Source organism: Massilia aurea (genome assembly GCF_040790145.1).
Classification (GTDB): domain Bacteria; phylum Pseudomonadota; class Gammaproteobacteria; order Burkholderiales; family Burkholderiaceae_D; genus Telluria; species Telluria aurea_C.
On sequence record NZ_JBFMMP010000005.1, the window covers coordinates 261,584 to 278,206 of the forward strand.

The window sequence follows — 16,623 nt, forward strand, 5'->3', positions numbered from 1 at the left end:
CGCGAACGAAGGCGTTAGAGTTGGCGGTTGAAATTCCTCTGAAAGTACACCATGCACACCTTCTTGTCCGGCAGCGCGCTGCTGGCACTGGCCGTCGTCGCCTCGCCTGTCCTGGCCAAGGGCCCATCGGTCGCCGCCAACGAGGCCGCGACCGCGCGCCACTACGCCAGCCTGATTGCCGGTAGTACCCCGCGCCTGTCAGAGCTGACGATGTTCTTCACCCAGATGCCCAAGGGCGGCGATCTGCACCACCATTATTCGGGCGCGATCTATGCCGAGACCTATGTCGACTTCGTCGACAAGCAGGGCTTCTGCATCGACAAGAACACCTACCGCATCGAGACCGACAAGGCGACCGTCGCCGCCCAGCGCGCCAAGCCGGCCGCCCAGCGCACCTGCCTGTCGGGCGCTGAAGTCAATGCCGACGAAAACACCTGGCGCGAGATCGTCAAGCGCTGGTCGAACAAGGACTTCAGCAACCACGTCGCCATTCAGCCGGCGCCGGATCGCCTGTTCTTCGGCACCTTCGGCTACTTCGGCCCGGTGGCCAACGACAATCTGCGCGAAGGCCTGCAAGAGATCAAGGCACGCGCGATCGCCGAGAATGTCAGCTACATCGAAACGATGTTTTTGCTCTCGCCGTTCGTGGCCAACGGCGCGTTCGATACGCAAACGCGCGCCAGCGTGAACGACGACGCGGCGCTGACCGCGCAACTACGCGCCGAACTGACGGCGCTGGATGCCAATGCGGCCTACAACAAGTCGATCGATGGTTTTGTCGACCAGATCAACGCCGCATCAGAGGGCATCGACGACGAGCGCTTCACGATGCGGTACCAGAACTACACGCTGCGCCTGCTCGCGCCATCGCAGGTGTTTTCGGCGATGGTCTCGAGTTTCAAGGCCGCCGCCAAGGGTGGCCGTATCGTCGGCGTGAATATCGTCGGCCAGGAAAGCCTGCACGTGTCGATGCGCGACTACCTGCTGCACATGAAGATGTTCCGCTTCTTGAAGACGGTGTACCCGGACGTCAAGGTGGCGATGCATGCCGGCGAACTGGCGCTGGGCGACGTGCCGCCCGAAGGCCTGAAGTTCCACATCGACAGCGCCCTGGCCATTGCCGGCGCCGACCGCATCGGCCATGGCCTCGACCTTGCGCATGAAGCCAATGCGCCGGCCATCATCAAGACGATGCGCGAGAAGGATATCCCGGTCGAGATCAACCTGACCTCGAACGCGTTCATCAGCGGCGTGGCGGGCGCGGATCACCCGATCCACCTGTACCGCACATATGGCGTGCCGTATGTGATCTCGACGGACGATGCCGGGGTGACCCGCCATACGCTGTCGCACGAGTATGTGCAATTTGCCAGCCAGTTCAAGCCGGGTTACGCCGAAATCAAGAAGGCGTCGTACAACAGCATTCGCTACGCATTCTTGTCCGTGGCAGAAAAGCAACGCTTAACGACGCAGCTCGATGGGCGCTACGCGCAATTCGAAGCGCAAGTCGCTGCAATGGAGGCCCAGGCAGCGCGCGTGAAATAAAGTGTGTCATCCCCGATCCGGCGTTCGCCGGATCGCCTCCCTGTCATAAACGCCTTACGACTTTCTGGTAATAAGTTAATCCAGAAGTAACGTTTGTCGTCTTCTTGCTACACAATTCTTCCCCGCGTGTCTGCTTTTACTGATTTTTCACGGAAAAAATTTCACCGTGGAATGCCACGCATATAATTCGGCCATGTCATAAAGCGATCCAAATGACACGATTTATGTCTCGTAAAGACAACAGGTATGCGGTGATTTATATGAGAAAGCTCTGAATAGCCAAGCCAAATTGAATTTGTCGGCCTGAAAACGCTGATGCATATTGGCTCAATTCTGCTGTAAATCAAACCATACATCGTGTCATTTTGTTGAAACATTGTATCGATACAATCGCAGCCGCTTGTCGGCTGAATCGCTGGTTCGACACTACGCATAAAAACAAGCAGTAAAAAGCAGGGGAGGACGTCCGTCGGGCGTCCAACAACAACTTTGAAGTTCTTTTTGGGGTACTCAATGATCACTCAACAGCAGATCCGGCTCACCAAGTTGGCGCTGGCTTTGTCAGTTGCGCTGGCGGCGTCGCCGTCGTTCGCACAGAACACCACTTCGGCCGTCGGCGGCCGTATCTCGAACGTCTCGGGTCAGCCGGCAGCTGGCGCTCAGGTGCAGATCCTGCACACCGAGTCGGGTTCTGTCAGCAATGTCGTGACCGACGCTGAAGGCCGCTACGTTGCACGTGGCCTGCGCGTGGGTGGTCCGTACACGATCACCATCACCAAGGATGGCATCACCGAGACCCGCCGCGACGTCTTCCTGGATCTGGCGCAGACCGCCGAAGTCGACGCCACCCTGGGCGTGCAGACCGTGACCATCGCCGGTACCGCAACGCGCTCGGAGATCTTCTCGGGCAACAACATGGGTGCGGGCACCGCCATCAGCAACACCCAGCTGCTGACCCAGGCATCGATCAGCCGCAGCCTGCAGGACTACGCCCGTGCCGACCCGCGCGTGTCGCAGACCGACAAGGACCGCGGCGAAATCTCGGTCGCCGGCCAGAACTCGCGCTACAACTCGATGACCATCGACGGCGTCGCGATCAACGACACGTTCGGCCTCGAATCGAACGGCAGCCCAACGGCCCGCCAGCCGATCTCGATCGAAGCGATCCAGTCGGTGCAGGTCAACGTCGCCAACTACGACGTCACCCAAAAAGGCTATACCGGCGCGAACATCAACGCCGTCACCAAATCGGGTACCAACACCTACAAGGGTGGCGTGTACTACGTGTTCCGCAACGACACCATGTCGGGCGACCGTTACAACCCGATCACCGACGTCTACACCGACGCGCCGAAGTCGAAGGAAACCACCAAGGGCATCTGGGCTTCGGGTCCGCTGATCGAAGACAAGCTGTTCATCTACGCACTGGCTGAAAACTTCGAGAGCTCGCGTTCGAGCCCGGAATTTGGCGCCATCGGCAGCGGCGCCGGCACCACCGTCGGCATCAGCCAGTCGGCCATCGCCGAAGCCCAGCGTATCGCCCAGCAAACCTACGGCGTCGACATCGGCAGCCCGGCAGTGCCAACCGGCTCCATGCTGACCTCGAAAGAGCGCATGGTGAAGTTCGACTGGAACATCACCGACGAGCACCGTGCCAGCCTGCGCTACGCCAAGACCGAACAGGGTGAGCCGTTCTACCCGGGCTTCTCGGCATCCGGCGTCGGCCTGTCGTCGAGCTTCTACAATCAGGGCAAGTCGATCGAGACCGCCGTCGCCCAGGTGTTCTCGGACTGGACCCCGAACTTCTCGACCGAGTTCAAGTTCTCGACCCGCGACTACGATTCGATCCCGGTCAATGCGACCCGCACGCCATCGATGGCCCTGCAATTCACCGGCGCGCTGCCGGCTGACGCACCGGCCGGCCTGTCGACCGCCAACCGCTTCATCAACTTCGGGACCGAGTTCAGCCGTCACAACAACGTGCTGCGCAACAAGACCAAGGACCTGTATGCGGGCGCCAACTGGATCGTGGGCGACCATGAGCTGAAGTTCGGCGTCGACCAGACCAAGAACGATGTCTACAACGCGTTCCTGCAAGGTATCAACGGTTCGTACACCTTCGCCTGCCTGGAGTCGACCGACACGAGCTTCTACAGCTTCGGCGCACTGCCAAGCTGCGCCCGCGCCACCAATGCACAGGTGCAGCAAGCCGTTCTGGAGAACTTCCAGAAGGGTCGTCCACTGAATTACAGCGTCCAGCGCCCACTGGCAGGCGCGACGCTCGACGATGCAGTCGCCAAGTTCGACACCAAGAACACTGGCCTGTTCCTGCAAGACACGTGGAACGTCAACGACCAGCTGACCCTGACCTACGGCGTGCGTTACGACCGTAACGATGTCGGCGGCCGTCCACTGGCCAACACCGCAGCTGCCCAGGCAATGGTTGCCGGTAACCCGGTCACCGGCGTGCGCCAGTCCGGCGGTTTCGGTCTGGACAACACCCGCACCATCGACGGTACCGACCTGATCCAGCCGCGCTTCGGCTTCAACTACCGCTTCGACAAGTCGGAGCGTCCGACCCAGATTCGCGGCGGCTTCGGCCTGTTCCAGGGCGCGGCAGCCACGGTGTGGATGTCGAACCCGTTCTCGGGCACCGGCGTGGCAACGGCCACCATCAGCTGCGCAGGCACTGCTGCAACCCGCTGCCCGACCACGGGCGGCCTGACCAGCTTCAATCCGGATGGCCAGCCAGCCATCGCCGGCGCGATCCCGGCCGCAGACGTGAACTTCCTGGACCCGAACTTCCGTCAGCCGTCGATCTGGAAAGCCAACGTGGCGTTCGACACCGAACTGCCATGGTACGGCCTGGTCTTCGGCGCCGAAGCGCTGTACACCAAGAACAAGAACGGCATCTACTACGAACACCTGAACCTGGGCGCGGCAACCCGCACCGGCTCGGATGGTCGTCAGCTGTTCTGGAACGCACAGGGCCTGAACCCGGCGTGCTACGGCGTGGCAAACAATGTGGCAACCGTCATCAGCAGCTGCGGCGCGGTCAACCGCTCGCTGAACAACCGCAGCTTCGGCAACGTGCTGGTAGCGCGTGATACCGACAAGGGCGACGCGAAAGTGCTGACCATGTCGCTGTCGCAACCGCTGACCAAGGGCTTTGGCTGGTCGCTGGCATACACCTACACCGATGCGACCGAAGTTTCGCCGCTGACGTCGTCGGTTGCCAACTCGAACTTCAACGGCCGCTCGTCGTTCAACCCGAACGAAGAAGTCGCCGCGACCTCGAGCTACGCGATCAAGAACCGTGTCAACGCGCTGATGAACTTCCAGAAGAAATTCTTCACGGGCTACAACACCCGTCTGGGCGTCTTCTACGAAGGTCGTGAAGGCCGTCCGTACAGCTGGACGTTCAACAACGACATGAACGGTGACAATCTGGCCGGTAACGACCTGATGTACATCCCGACCGCGTTCGGTTCGAACGAAGTCGTGTTCTCGGGTGATACCGCGACCAGCCGTGCCAACGAGCAGCGCTTCTGGGACGTCGTCAATGCCAACAAGGGCCTGAGCAAAGCAGCCGGTGGCGTCGTCAGCCGCAACAACTCGACCGCCGAATGGGTCAATACCTTCGACGTGCGTATCAGCCAGGAAATCCCGGGCATCTTCGCACGCAACAAGGCGACCTTCACGCTCGACTTCATGAACTTCGGCAACCTGCTGAACAAGAAATGGGGCCGTACCGAAGAGATCAGCTTCCAGTCGGCTGGTGGCCAGGCACGTAGCTTCGTGGACGTCGCCGGTATCGATGCGCAAGGTCGTTACATCTACGTCGTGCGTAACGACGTCGAGCGTCAAGACCTGAAGCAAGCCAAGGGCGAGTCGCAGTGGGCAATCCAGGCAACCCTGCGTTACGAATTCTAAGCAGCGCCAATTCGTAGCATGAGGTAAGCAAAAACGGCCGGTGGAAACACCGGCCGTTTTGTCGTTCTAACGTTTCAACGAATGCGTTGGCAGGTCGTCAGTGCCTCAGCCCGGCAGTGTGCCTGGGCAGCACGCCAAAGCGCTGGCGGTAGTACTGCGAGAACCGGCCCAGGTGGCCGAAGCCGAATTCGAGCGCCGTCTTCGTCACGCTGGCGTCGGGCTGCGCCTGCAGCATGGCTTGCGCCGCATCGAGCCGCATATTGCGCAGCAAATCCATCGGCGGCACGCCATGATGGCGGTGGCACAGCATATTGAGGCTGCGCACCGAGACACCTGCCGCCAGGGCCAGGTCGACCAGCGACACCGGCGCACCGAGCTTGGCGCGCATGTACCGCTCGAGCGCGTCCATGCGTTCGCAGGCCGATGGAGCCACCAGGCCCAGGCCGGCATCGATGGCGGCGCGCGTACCCGGCGACGGCAGCGGCTGTTCACCGGGCGCGCCTTGCTGGTGCATCAGGAACATCGTGATATTGCGTTCGAAGTGATCGATCCAGGCCTGGTGCGGACGGTCTTCGTCCGGTTGCGCCAGGATCTGCAGCAGCGACTGCAGCAGCAGGTGCCAATGGGTATCGGGCCGGCTCGAGGGGATGAGCCCCGATTGCAGGCCGGCGCGTGGGTTGCGGCCGGCGGAAGGCCCCTGGAGCTCGCGCACGAGCCCGTTCGGCACTTTTAGAATCAATTGTTCCGAACCTTCTTCCCACCACAGCCGAATGCTTTTCCTGGGCGCGACGATCGCCGCCTGGCCTTCGGGCAGCGATACCCGCTGGCCGTCGCATTCGAACTCCGCCGTCCCCTTGAGCGACATGTGCACCAGCGCGAAATCGTTGAAGCCGCTTGGCGTGATCTGTACCTGCGCGCCGTAGCGCAGCACGAACAGCTGCAGGCGATTCACGCGCGCGGTGAACAGCGCCGCGTCCGGCGCGCCATGTTGCCAGTGCACGTCGTGGTCGGCCAGCGCTTCGGCCACATGGCGATGCGACGCCACTTTTTCGTTGCTGTGAAAAACGCAGTGCCGGTATAGCTGCGCATGTTCGATCGATTCGCTCAGCGTGTGCATGGGAGTTTCCCGTCCTGGAGGATGACATGGGATGTTGCAAGTAGCGTGCCAGCGCCTTCAAGGCAGGGCGCCTTGCAAGATTCGGATAATGCACGTGCAATGTGCAAAAAATTGCAGGATTTGGACAGTGTTACTGCACAGCGTGCACCGTGACGGCGCGCAGAGGGCGAGGAGGGAGCCGCTGCGTGGTTGCCGAAAACGGATAGCGCAGGCCCGACGTTTGCCGATTTCGGCTAGAGGCGCCGTGTGCCGGTAGCTAGACTGGAATCCATCCACCGCAACGAAAGAAGATCCCATGTCGATCGAACACGAGCAAGCCACCGCGCCGGCCACCCAGGGCACGGTCCACCCCCTGGTGCAATTCCCCCGCACCGACGGCTCGCGCACGCCCTATAAAGTCTTCAGCTCGCAGGAAGTCTACGAGCGCGAACAGGAGCGCATCTTCCGCGGTCCGGTCTGGAGCTTCCTGGCCCTCGAGGCCGAAATCATCAACCCGGGCGACTTCAAGAGCACCTTTGTCGGCGACACCCCGGTCGTGGTCACCCGCACCGAGGATGGCGGCCTGGCGGCCTGGGTCAACAAGTGCTCGCACCGCGGCGCCATGGTGTGCCGCACCCCGCGCGGCAATGCCAGCTCGCACAGCTGCGCCTATCACCAGTGGAGTTTTGATTTGCGCGGCAACCTGCTGGGCGTGCCGTTCAAGCGCGGCCAGAACGGCATGGCCGGCATGCCGAAGGACTTCGATCCGAAGTGCCACGGCCTGCGCCAGTTGCGCGTCGAGAGCTACAAGGGCCTCGTGTTCGCCACCTTCAGCGAGACCGTCGAACCGCTGGCCGACTACATCGGCGCCGAGATGCGTCCGTGGATCGACCGCATCTTCCACAAGCCGATCGTGTACCTGGGCTGCACCCGCCAGTACTCGAAATCGAACTGGAAGCTGTACCTGGAAAACGTGAAGGACCCGTACCACGCCAGCCTGCTGCACCTGTTCCACACGACCTTCAACATCTTCCGGGTCGGGATGAAGGCGCGCTCGATGGCCGACAAGCGCCACGGCCTGCACAGCATCATCACCGCCACCAAGAACCAGGAAGAGACGTCCGACGCGTATAAACAGCAGGCGATCCGCTCGTTCGACGAAGGCTTCTCGCTGGAAGACCCGTCGGTGCTGGGCCAGATCCAGGAATTCGATGAGATGACGACGAACCACATCCAGCCGATCTTCCCGCAACTGGTGGTGCAGCAGATCCACAACACGCTGGTGGCGCGCCAGCTGCTGCCGAAAGGTCCGGACAACTTCGAGCTGATCTTCCACTTCTTCGGCTACGAGGACGACACGCCCGAGATGCGCGCGCTGCGCATCAAGCAGGCCAACCTGGTGGGGCCGGCCGGCTACATCTCGATGGAAGACACCGAGGCGACGGAGCTGGTGCAGAACGGCACCCGGCGCGATCCGGATGCCTGCTCGGTGATCGACATGGCCAAGGACAAGCCGGACCAGGAAGACACGCTGATCACCGAAAGCCTGATCCGCAAGTTCTGGCAGGGTTACCAGAAACTGATGGCGTTCTGACTGGAGTACTGAGATGACAACGATGGAACAGCAAATGGAACAACTGGCCTTGTGGTTCGGCGTGTATCAGCTGCAGCAGCAGTATGTCGCTGCGCTCGATAACGATCGCCTGGAAGAATGGGCCACGTTCTTCACCGAAGACTGCCTGTACGAGATCGTCCCGCGCGAAAATGCCGATGCCGGCCTGCCGATCGGGATCATCTATTGCGACAGCCAGCGCATGCTGCGCGATCGCGTCGTGGCCCTGCGCCACGCCAACATCTTCGAGGCGCACAGCTATCGCCACATGACATCGGGCCTGACGATCCGCCCGATCGATGCCGATACCGTGGAGAGCGAATCGAGCTATGTCGTGGTGCAGACGCTGCAGAATGGCGACTCCACCGTGTACCAGGCTGGCCGCTACATCGACCGCGTCGTGCGCACCGATGCCGGCTGGCGCTACGCCAGCAAGCGCGTGATCTACGACACGTCGCGCGTGCAGACCTTGCTGGCCACGCCGATCTGAGGTCGCCATGGATACCTGGTTCGATGTCGGCGCGGCCGATGGCGTGGGCGAAGGTGAAGTGGCCGCAGTGGTGGCCGGCGGGCAGTCGCTGGCACTGTTCAAGCTCGATGGCGAACTGTTTGCCCTGCGCGACAAGTGCAGCCATGGCAATGCTCGCCTGTCCGACGGCTATATCGAGGACAACTGCGTCGAGTGCCCGCTGCACCAGGGCCTGATCGACATCCGCAGCGGCGCGCCGAAAAGCGCGCCGATCACGGAACCCGTGCGCAGCTTCCCGGTGCGCGTGGTGGCCGGGCGGGTCGAGGTCGACGTGGCCGATGTGGCTGCGGGCGGCGCAGTCAACGGCGCAAGCTGCGGCCCGGCCTGCGCATCCGCCAAGCGCGAGCTGGCCGCCGTGATCGACAGCATCGAGAAACTCGGCCACGATGTGGCGGTGCTTCGCTTGCGCCTGGAAGACGGCGCGCCACTGGCCTATGTCGCCGGGCAGTATCTCGATGTGGTGCTCGAAGACGGCAGCCGGCGCAGTTACTCGATGGCTGCACCGGGCGGCGCCAACGTGCTCGAACTGCATATTCGCCATATGCCGGGCGGCGTGTTCACCGACCGCGTGTTCGGCAGCCTGGCCACGGGCCAGCGCCTGCAGCTCGATGGCCCGGCCGGCGACTTTTATTTGCGGCCGACGACGGCGCCCGTGCTGCTGCTGGCCAGCGGTACCGGCTTCGCACCGGTCAAGGCGCTGGTCGAGCACGCGATCGCCAGCGGCAATACGCGCCCGATGCGCCTGTACTGGGGCGGGCGCCAGCCGGCCGACCTGTACCACGACGCCTTGTGCCGCGGCTGGGCCGCCAGCCTGGCGTGGTTCGAGTACGTGCCGGTGGTGTCCGAACCGGCGCAAGATAGCGGCTGGAGCGGCCGTACGGGCCTGGTGCACCTGGCGGTGCTGGACGACCATGCCGACTTGTCGGCACACGAAGTGTATGCCTGCGGCGCGCCGCAGATGGTGGCAGCGGCGCAGCGCGATTTCAATACGCTGCGCGCACTGCCGGCAACGAACTTTTTTGCCGACGCCTTCCTGTCGCAGGCCGACTTGCGACAGCGGGCCTGAGGCTCTCACGAATTCAAGGAGTATCACGCATGGCGTATTACATCGACATTCCAGCCCGCGACGGCGCGGGCAGCTTCAAGGGTTACCTGGCGATTCCGGGCAGCGGCGCCGGCCCTGGCCTGGTGGTGGGACAGGAAATCTTTGGCGTGAACCAGAACATGCGCGAGGTCGCCGACATGTATGCCGAAGAAGGCTATGTGGCGCTGGTGCCCGACCTGTTCTGGCGCATGCAGCCGGGCGTGGAGCTGGGCTATACCGAGGACGACTTCAAGCGCGCCTTCGGCTTCTTCTCCGAACTGAACGTCGACGCGGCGGTAGACGACATCGGCGCGGCCATCGACCTGCTGCGCACCTTGCCGCAGGTGGCCGGCCCGGACATCGGCTACGTCGGCTTTTGCCTGGGCGGCAAGCTGGCCTACCTGACGGCGGCGCGGACAAGCGTGGCCTGCGCCGTGGGCTACTACGGCATGGGCATCGAGAACATGCTGGACGAAGCGGCCAACATTCGCGGCAAGCTGGTGCTGCACTTCGCCGAGAACGACGCCTACTGCGACGCTGCGGCGCGCGAGAAGATCATTCCCGTATTGTCTGCGCTGCCGAAGGCCGAGATGTACGTGTATCCGGGCGCCGACCATGCGTTTGCCCGCGTGGGCGGCATGCACTTCGATAAGTCGTCGGCCCTGATGGCGCATGGCCGTACCATTGCCGCGCTCAAGTCGCAGATCGGCCCGCACTTCAACCTGTCGTACCTGTGGGACCAGCACGTGTACCACGAGTTCGCGACGCGCGACGTGCCATCGACGATGGCGACCATGGTGGCCGAGCCATACGTGAACCACATCCCGACGCTGACCGGCGGCGTGGGCGCCAAGCAGCTGGCGCGCTTCTACCAGCACCACTTCGTGCAGGCCAATCCGTCCGACATGCGCATGATCCCGGTCTCGCGCACGGTCGGCGCGCTGCAGGTGGTCGATGAATTCATCATGTGCTTCACGCACGATCGCGAGATCGACTGGATGCTGCCGGGCGTGGCGCCCACTGGCAAATACGTCGAGATCGCGATGGTCGGCATCATCAGCTTCCGCGGCGACAAGCTGTATCACGAGCATATTTACTGGGACCAGGCCAGCGTGCTGGTGCAGATCGGCCTGCTCGATCCGGCGCTGCTGCCGGTGGCTGGTATCGAATCGGCGCGCAAGCTGCTCGACGAGACTATCCCGTCGAATGACTTGATGAAGCGCTGGAGCGGCAGCGAAGGGTTGTAGTCACCATTCCCGCAAACGCCAGTACCGCTCGTTCGTCGTCTCCGCGGAGGCGGGGACCCAAGTCCGCCGCGGGCCGATATCTGGTTTTCGTCTGAGACGCTGAACTTGGGTTCCAGCCTCCGCTGGAGCGACGTAGTGGTCACAGTGTCACGACAGCTGTTAAAACCGCGCTGTAGGGATTTCCCACGCCTTAACCTCATGCAATAATGCGCACCGACGCCGTTTTTTTGTCGCTGTTTTGCATTGATAAAGGTAATCCCATGATCGTCTCGCGTCGCGCAAGCGCCAGCCTTTCCACACTGAGCATCACACTGACCTCTGCGCTGCTTCTGGCAGGCTGCGTGACCGCCCCCCAGGGCCCGGTGACCATCAACCTGGTGTCGCTGAACGACTTCCACGGTAATCTCGAACCGAGCCGCTACGTGCTCAAGGGCGCCGATGGCAAGGACCAGGTCATGCGCGCCGGTGGCGCCGAAGCGGTGGCGGCCGCCCTGCAGGCGTGGCGCAAGGAAGACAAGGATCTGCTGCTGGTCTCGACCGGCGACATCGTCGGCGCCAGCCCGGCGCTGTCGTCGCTGTGGGCCGACGAGCCGACCATCGAAGTGATGAACATGCTGAACCTGCGCGCCAGCGCGGTGGGCAACCATGAATTCGATGGCGGGCGCAAGGAACTGCTGCGCCAGCAGAACGGCGGCTGCGATTCGCCGCATCCAACCAAGGCCTGCAAGCTCACGCCTACTTTCGGCGGGGCCAAGTTCACGTACCTCGGTGCGAACGTGATCGACAAGGTCACCGGCAAGCCGATCATCCCGGGCTTTACCATCGAATCGGTCAAGGGCATCAAGGTCGGCCTGGTCGGCGTGGTGCTGCGCGATACGCCGAACATGGTGGTGGCGTCGGGCATCGCCGGCTTGACCTTCGGCGACGAAGCTGAAGCGATCAACAATGCGCTGCCGGCCATGCGCGCGGCCGGCGCCCAGGTCATCGTGGCGCTGGTGCACCAGGGCGGCCGCACGGTGGAGTCGCCGCTGCAAGCCGGTTGCAGCCAGCTGACGGGCGACATCGTCCCCGTCGTCAAGAAGATCGACCCGTCGGTCAAGCTGGTGCTTACTGGGCACTCGCACCAGGGTTATCTGTGCGACGTCGATGGCCGCACGGTGACCCAGGCCGACACCGCCGGCCACCTGCTCACGCGCGTGTCGATGCAGGTCGAGCCGAAGACGTTTGCGGTGTCGAACCTGAAGGTCGCCAACGTCGTGATGAAGCCGGGCGACTACCCGGCCGACCCGAACATGGTCGCCTTTGTCGCGCAGGTGAAGGAGCGCAGCCAGGCCGCACTCACGCGCCCGGTCGCGAAGATCGCCGTCGCACCGCTGCTGCGCAAGAATAACGAGGCCGGCGAATCGGCACTGGGCAACCTGATCGCCGACGCGGCGCTGGCGTCGGCCCGCACGCTGGGCGCGCAGTTTGCGTTCATGAACAACGGCGGCATCCGGCGCGACCTGGAAGCGGGCGCCGACAAGACGGTCAACTTTGGCCAGGCCCAGGCCGTGCTCCCGTTCGGGAACACGACGGTCGTGATGAACCTGACCGGTGCGCAGATCCGCAACCTGCTCGAGCGCCAGTGGCCCGACGGCGCAAACGTGACGTCCGCCGTGCTGCAGGTTTCGCAAGGCTTTACCTATACCTGGGACGCCAAGCGCCCGGCGGGCAGCCGCCTGGTGCCGGGCAGCGTCAAGCTCGATGGCAAGGCGCTCGAAGACGGCGCGACCTATCGCCTGGCCGTGAATAACTTCCTCGCCGAAGGCAGCGACGGCTATCCGGAATTCGCACTGGGCACGCAGCGAATCGACACTGGCCTGCGCGACCTCGATGGCTTTATCGCCTACCTGAAACAACTCGAAGAGCAGGGCGCCGCGCGGGCCCCGGCTACCCCGCGCATCCAGCGCCTCAATTAAGCTCTCAGGAACAACCATGAAAAAACTCGCATGCGTGCTGGCGCTCACCGGCGCCTTTGCCTCGATGGCGGCGCCCGATGCAGCCGCCTGGGGCCGCGATGGCCACCGCGCCGTCGGCTCCATCGCCGACAAGCTGCTCAAGGGAACCAATGCGCAAAAGCAGATCGCGTTGCTGCTGCAGCCGGGCGAATCGCTGGCGTCGGTCGCCAACTGGGCCGACTGCGTCAAGGGTACTTACTGCGGCCCGCAGACGGCCGAGATGGTCGAATACGTCGAAGGCAACCCGCGCCACAGCGAATACCACTACACCAACGTACCGTTCCAGCTCGATCACTATCACGAGCACGGCGTGGGCACGAGCGACGTCGACATCGTGCAGACGCTGGAGCAGTGCATCGCTGTCCTGCAGGGTAAAACCGACCCAGGCCTGAACCCGCACAAGTTCACCAAGCGCCAGGCCTTGATTCTGCTGACGCACTTCGCCGGCGACATCCACCAGCCGCTGCACGTCGGCTCCGCGTTCGTGAGCAAGGACGGCCAGTTCGTCGTGCCGAAGACGCGCGCTGAAATCGACGATGCGCTGGTATTCGATTCGCGCGGCGGCAACAACCTGCTGCTCGACGATGACAAGCTGGCGGCATTGTCGAAGGGCGTGATCCCGCCTGGCGAGCCGGTGATGATCAAGGAAGGCGTGCCGAAGGCGCTGACCAAGCCGTTCCACTCGTACTGGGACAGCACGACGGTCGACTACGCATTCCGCCGCATCCAGACGCGCACGCCCGAGCAGTTCGCGGACGTGGCAATCGCCAGTGCGCCGCTGGTCGCGAAAGCCAGGGGCGACGTGGCCACCTGGCCGGTGCAGTGGGTGGAAGACGGCCTGAAGTCGGCCAAGCTGGCCTATGCCAACGTGGTGCCGGGCAAGCTGACGCCGCAGACCAGCAAGAAGGGCGAAACCTATTACACCTTCGCGCTCGAAGTGCCGGCCAACTACCCGGTGCCGAGTTCGGAAATCGCCAAGACGCAGCTGATCAAGGGCGGGTACAACCTGGCCGCGATGCTGCAGGCTATCTGGCCGTAAGTCGTCAGTCGCAATACCGTCGTCGTCGCCGCTGGCGGCGGCGACTTCCCGCCCTTGCTTCTATCAGCCGTTTCACGCGGCGTACATCGCGCGCACACGCTGCAGCGCTTCGAATGCGATACGAACCTGACAACGATCATGCCATTCGTGTGTCATGTCGTTTGGATCTAGCTTATCGAACAAGTAGTCAATTTAATCGGGATGCTGTATTGACGCTTGCCGTTCGAAGCATCCGACCTACACTCAATTTCAGCTCACGACAGTTCTCGGACCTCGTCAGTGTTACCCCCGACGGCAAGGCACCAGCCCTTCTTGCGCAACGCCATCACCGGCGGCTCTTCCTATGCTTCATAAAGGAAATATCATGCGTATCTCATCTGTTTTGCTTCCCGCAGCACTCCTTCTTTTCGCGTCCACTTCGGGCGCGCAGACGATGCCCTACCCGCAAGCCGACACGGTGCCAGTGACCACCGTGGTTGTCAGCGCAACAGCAACGCCGTATCGGATCAAACAAGAACAATCCCGGCATATTGCCGGCACCTACGAATTGACGAATGGTTGGCGCATGAAAGTGCGGACAGGCACCCGCACGATCGATACGACAATCGACAAGCAAAAACCGATGCGTCTTCTTGCTGTCGCGCCCTATAAATTCGCGTCGGGCGATGGTCGGGTCACCATGGAATTCAATCGTGGCGATGTCGGCGATGACATGATCATGACTTATGCGCCAGACCCGCGCTTCGCGGATATGGTGGTGATCTCGTCTTCTGTTGCACAGCGCTAGTCGCAGTCACTGCCGTTAGGTGCACAAGCAGCGCCTGTCATGGGGAGAGCAAGTCCCATTCGTTCCCAACCGGAAGGCTTGCTTCCCACCTTTTTTCTTCGATGCTCGTGATGTCGAAAAAGGTGGACAGGCATGGTCATCCAGGTAGCGTCTTCGCAGACTCGTTGGTGGGAGAACCTGAATCGTCCGTCGTTTGATGGGCAGTTTTTGCGTGTGACGTTATCGCATACGCCCCGGCGCCATGTGCGCCGCGCCCTGCGAGGGGCGCGGTATGATCCAGTCCCGCGCGTTACCGTGCCGCCGAGGAAGTTACATGCCACTGATCGTTGTCTGCGTTGTCGCCCTGATTTTTTGGGCCGGTGTCTCGGTATTCACCGGGGAGAGAGAGCCATGGGACCACGCGGGTTACCTGACCATCATTTATCCCGCCGGGCTCGCTTTGTCAGCGGCCAGTGGGGCGATGCTGCAACGCGCCCAATGGGCCGCTGGCGCCATTGTCATGTTCGCGCAGATCCCCGTCATGCTGGTCACCGCTGAAGCGTCTGCATTGTTGGCCGTGGGGATCTTGTATGCCGCGCTTCTCTCCATTCCCGCGATGGCGTTGGCCTGGCTCGCCGGCAGATGGCGCCAGGCCCACCGCCGTCAATGACGGACCGGTAGGGCGAGTGCAGGGCGGCGTCGATAACGTGTGGCCCACCCCTGCTTCTTCTCGGCTAGAATCCGGTCATCCATCGACCAGACTCCCGAGGCCCCATGCATTCCACGTTCAAGGCCGCCATCGCGGCAGCCTGCCTGTTTCCCGCTCTTCACGCCAGCGCCCAGTCGACCGCCCCGGCCAATCTGCCGCTGTGGGAATTCGGCCTCGGCGCCGCCGCCCTGAGCACGCCGGCCTATCCCGGCGCCGATGACCGCACCACGCGCGTACTGCCCGTACCGTTCCTGCTCTATCGCGGTAAAGTGCTGCGCGCCGACCAGTCCGGCATTGGTGCGCGCCTGTTCCAGTCGGACCGCCTTGAATTCGACGTCGGCCTGTCGGGCGCCTTGCCGTCCGACTCCGACGACGTCGAGGCGCGCGCCGGCATGCCAGACCTGGGCGCGCTGTTCGAATTCGGCCCGCGCCTGAAAATCCGCGTGGCCGATCTTGACGCCACGAGCCGCCTGCGCGCCGAACTGCCGCTGCGCGCGGTGATCGAAGCGCGCGGCGGCTTGCGCCGTCAGGGCTGGACCTTCGAGCCGAAGCTGGCCTATGAAACACGCGGTGAACGCGGCCTGTGGTCGTTCGAGGCCAATACATCCGTGGTGTTCGGCGACAAGCGCATCAACCGCTATTTCTATGAAGTCGCGCCGCAGTACGCGACCGCGACCCGCGACGCCTACAGCGCCGACGCCGGCCTGGTGCTCGCGCGCGTGGGCCTGTTCGCCACGCGCCAACTCAATCCCGATGTGCGCCTGTTCGGCTACGTGCGCTACGAGTCGTACGCCGACAGTGCCAACCGCGACAGCCCGCTGCACCTGAAAAATGCGGGCGCCTCGGCCGGCATCGGCTTCGCCTGGACGCTGGCGCGCTCGAGCCGGCGCGCGGCGGGCTTCGAGCCTGTCGATCCAGTCACGCCATAAAAAAAAGCGCTGTCACCGTTATCTGTAGATCAGACTGACTGCGATACGTAGCAATTGTTCGGCGGTCATTATCCGGCCGCCGTCTAGTGCCCACCACCAACCCAGATAGTTCGGCAGGTAACGCGACGCCACGCCAT

Annotated in this window: 12 protein-coding genes and 1 pseudogene; 11 read left to right on the plus strand and 2 right to left on the minus strand. The window is 62.9% G+C overall.

The genetic code is table 11. The annotated features are described in order from the left end of the window. Positions 1 to 51: 51 nt before the first annotated feature. Complete coding sequence (locus AB2N08_RS10820) at positions 52 to 1,545, plus strand: adenosine deaminase (RefSeq protein ID WP_367610643.1); 1,494 nt, start codon at positions 52 to 54, stop codon at positions 1,543 to 1,545. 513 nt (positions 1,546 to 2,058) lie between these two features. Beyond that, a complete protein-coding gene (locus AB2N08_RS10825; RefSeq protein WP_367610644.1) occupies positions 2,059 to 5,478 on the plus strand; it encodes a TonB-dependent receptor in 3,420 nt (1,139 codons plus the stop codon). Positions 5,479 to 5,575: 97 nt separating this feature from the next. Here AB2N08_RS10825 and AB2N08_RS10830 read toward each other — a convergent pair whose 3' ends face one another. Then, entirely contained in the window at positions 5,576 to 6,595 is a 1,020-nt protein-coding gene (locus tag AB2N08_RS10830) for an AraC family transcriptional regulator (RefSeq protein WP_367610645.1), read from the minus strand. Between the two features lie 295 nt (positions 6,596 to 6,890). Here AB2N08_RS10830 and andAc point away from each other — a divergent pair, with 295 nt between their 5' ends. From andAc to AB2N08_RS10875, 9 genes are all read left to right on the plus strand, one after another. Continuing rightward, the gene (gene andAc, locus AB2N08_RS10835) at positions 6,891 to 8,168 is read left to right on the plus strand and encodes an anthranilate 1,2-dioxygenase large subunit AndAc (protein ID WP_367610646.1); all 1,278 of its coding nucleotides are present in this window, start codon (positions 6,891 to 6,893) and stop codon (positions 8,166 to 8,168) included. A gap of 34 nt (positions 8,169 to 8,202) precedes the next feature. Next, on the plus strand, positions 8,203 to 8,676 hold the full coding sequence (andAd, locus tag AB2N08_RS10840) for an anthranilate 1,2-dioxygenase small subunit AndAd (RefSeq protein WP_367610664.1): 474 nt from the start codon (positions 8,203 to 8,205) through the stop codon (positions 8,674 to 8,676). Between the two features lie 7 nt (positions 8,677 to 8,683). Beyond that, positions 8,684 to 9,781: an anthranilate 1,2-dioxygenase ferredoxin subunit AndAb gene (gene andAb, locus AB2N08_RS10845; RefSeq protein ID WP_367610647.1), complete on the plus strand. Its 1,098-nt coding sequence runs from the start codon at positions 8,684 to 8,686 to the stop codon at positions 9,779 to 9,781. A gap of 29 nt (positions 9,782 to 9,810) precedes the next feature. Further along, positions 9,811 to 11,046, plus strand: coding sequence for a dienelactone hydrolase family protein (locus AB2N08_RS10850; protein WP_367610648.1), 1,236 nt, complete (start codon positions 9,811 to 9,813; stop codon positions 11,044 to 11,046). 341 nt (positions 11,047 to 11,387) lie between these two features. Beyond that, complete coding sequence (locus tag AB2N08_RS10855; RefSeq protein WP_367610649.1) at positions 11,388 to 13,004, plus strand: bifunctional metallophosphatase/5'-nucleotidase; 1,617 nt, start codon at positions 11,388 to 11,390, stop codon at positions 13,002 to 13,004. Between the two features lie 16 nt (positions 13,005 to 13,020). Then, positions 13,021 to 14,082 (plus strand): S1/P1 nuclease, encoded by a 1,062-nt coding sequence (locus AB2N08_RS10860; protein ID WP_367610650.1) that lies wholly within the window; start codon positions 13,021 to 13,023, stop codon positions 14,080 to 14,082. A gap of 364 nt (positions 14,083 to 14,446) precedes the next feature. Continuing rightward, the gene (locus tag AB2N08_RS10865; RefSeq protein WP_367610651.1) at positions 14,447 to 14,869 is read left to right on the plus strand and encodes a hypothetical protein; all 423 of its coding nucleotides are present in this window, start codon (positions 14,447 to 14,449) and stop codon (positions 14,867 to 14,869) included. A 313-nt stretch (positions 14,870 to 15,182) separates the two neighbouring features. Next, the gene (locus AB2N08_RS10870) at positions 15,183 to 15,518 is read left to right on the plus strand and encodes a hypothetical protein (RefSeq protein WP_367610652.1); all 336 of its coding nucleotides are present in this window, start codon (positions 15,183 to 15,185) and stop codon (positions 15,516 to 15,518) included. A gap of 104 nt (positions 15,519 to 15,622) precedes the next feature. Further along, positions 15,623 to 16,486: a MipA/OmpV family protein gene (locus tag AB2N08_RS10875; RefSeq protein WP_367610653.1), complete on the plus strand. Its 864-nt coding sequence runs from the start codon at positions 15,623 to 15,625 to the stop codon at positions 16,484 to 16,486. A gap of 18 nt (positions 16,487 to 16,504) precedes the next feature. On the opposite strand, the pseudogene AB2N08_RS10880 reads toward AB2N08_RS10875, so the two are convergent. Then, positions 16,505 to 16,623: pseudogene (locus AB2N08_RS10880) on the minus strand (IS1595 family transposase); the annotation flags it as partial.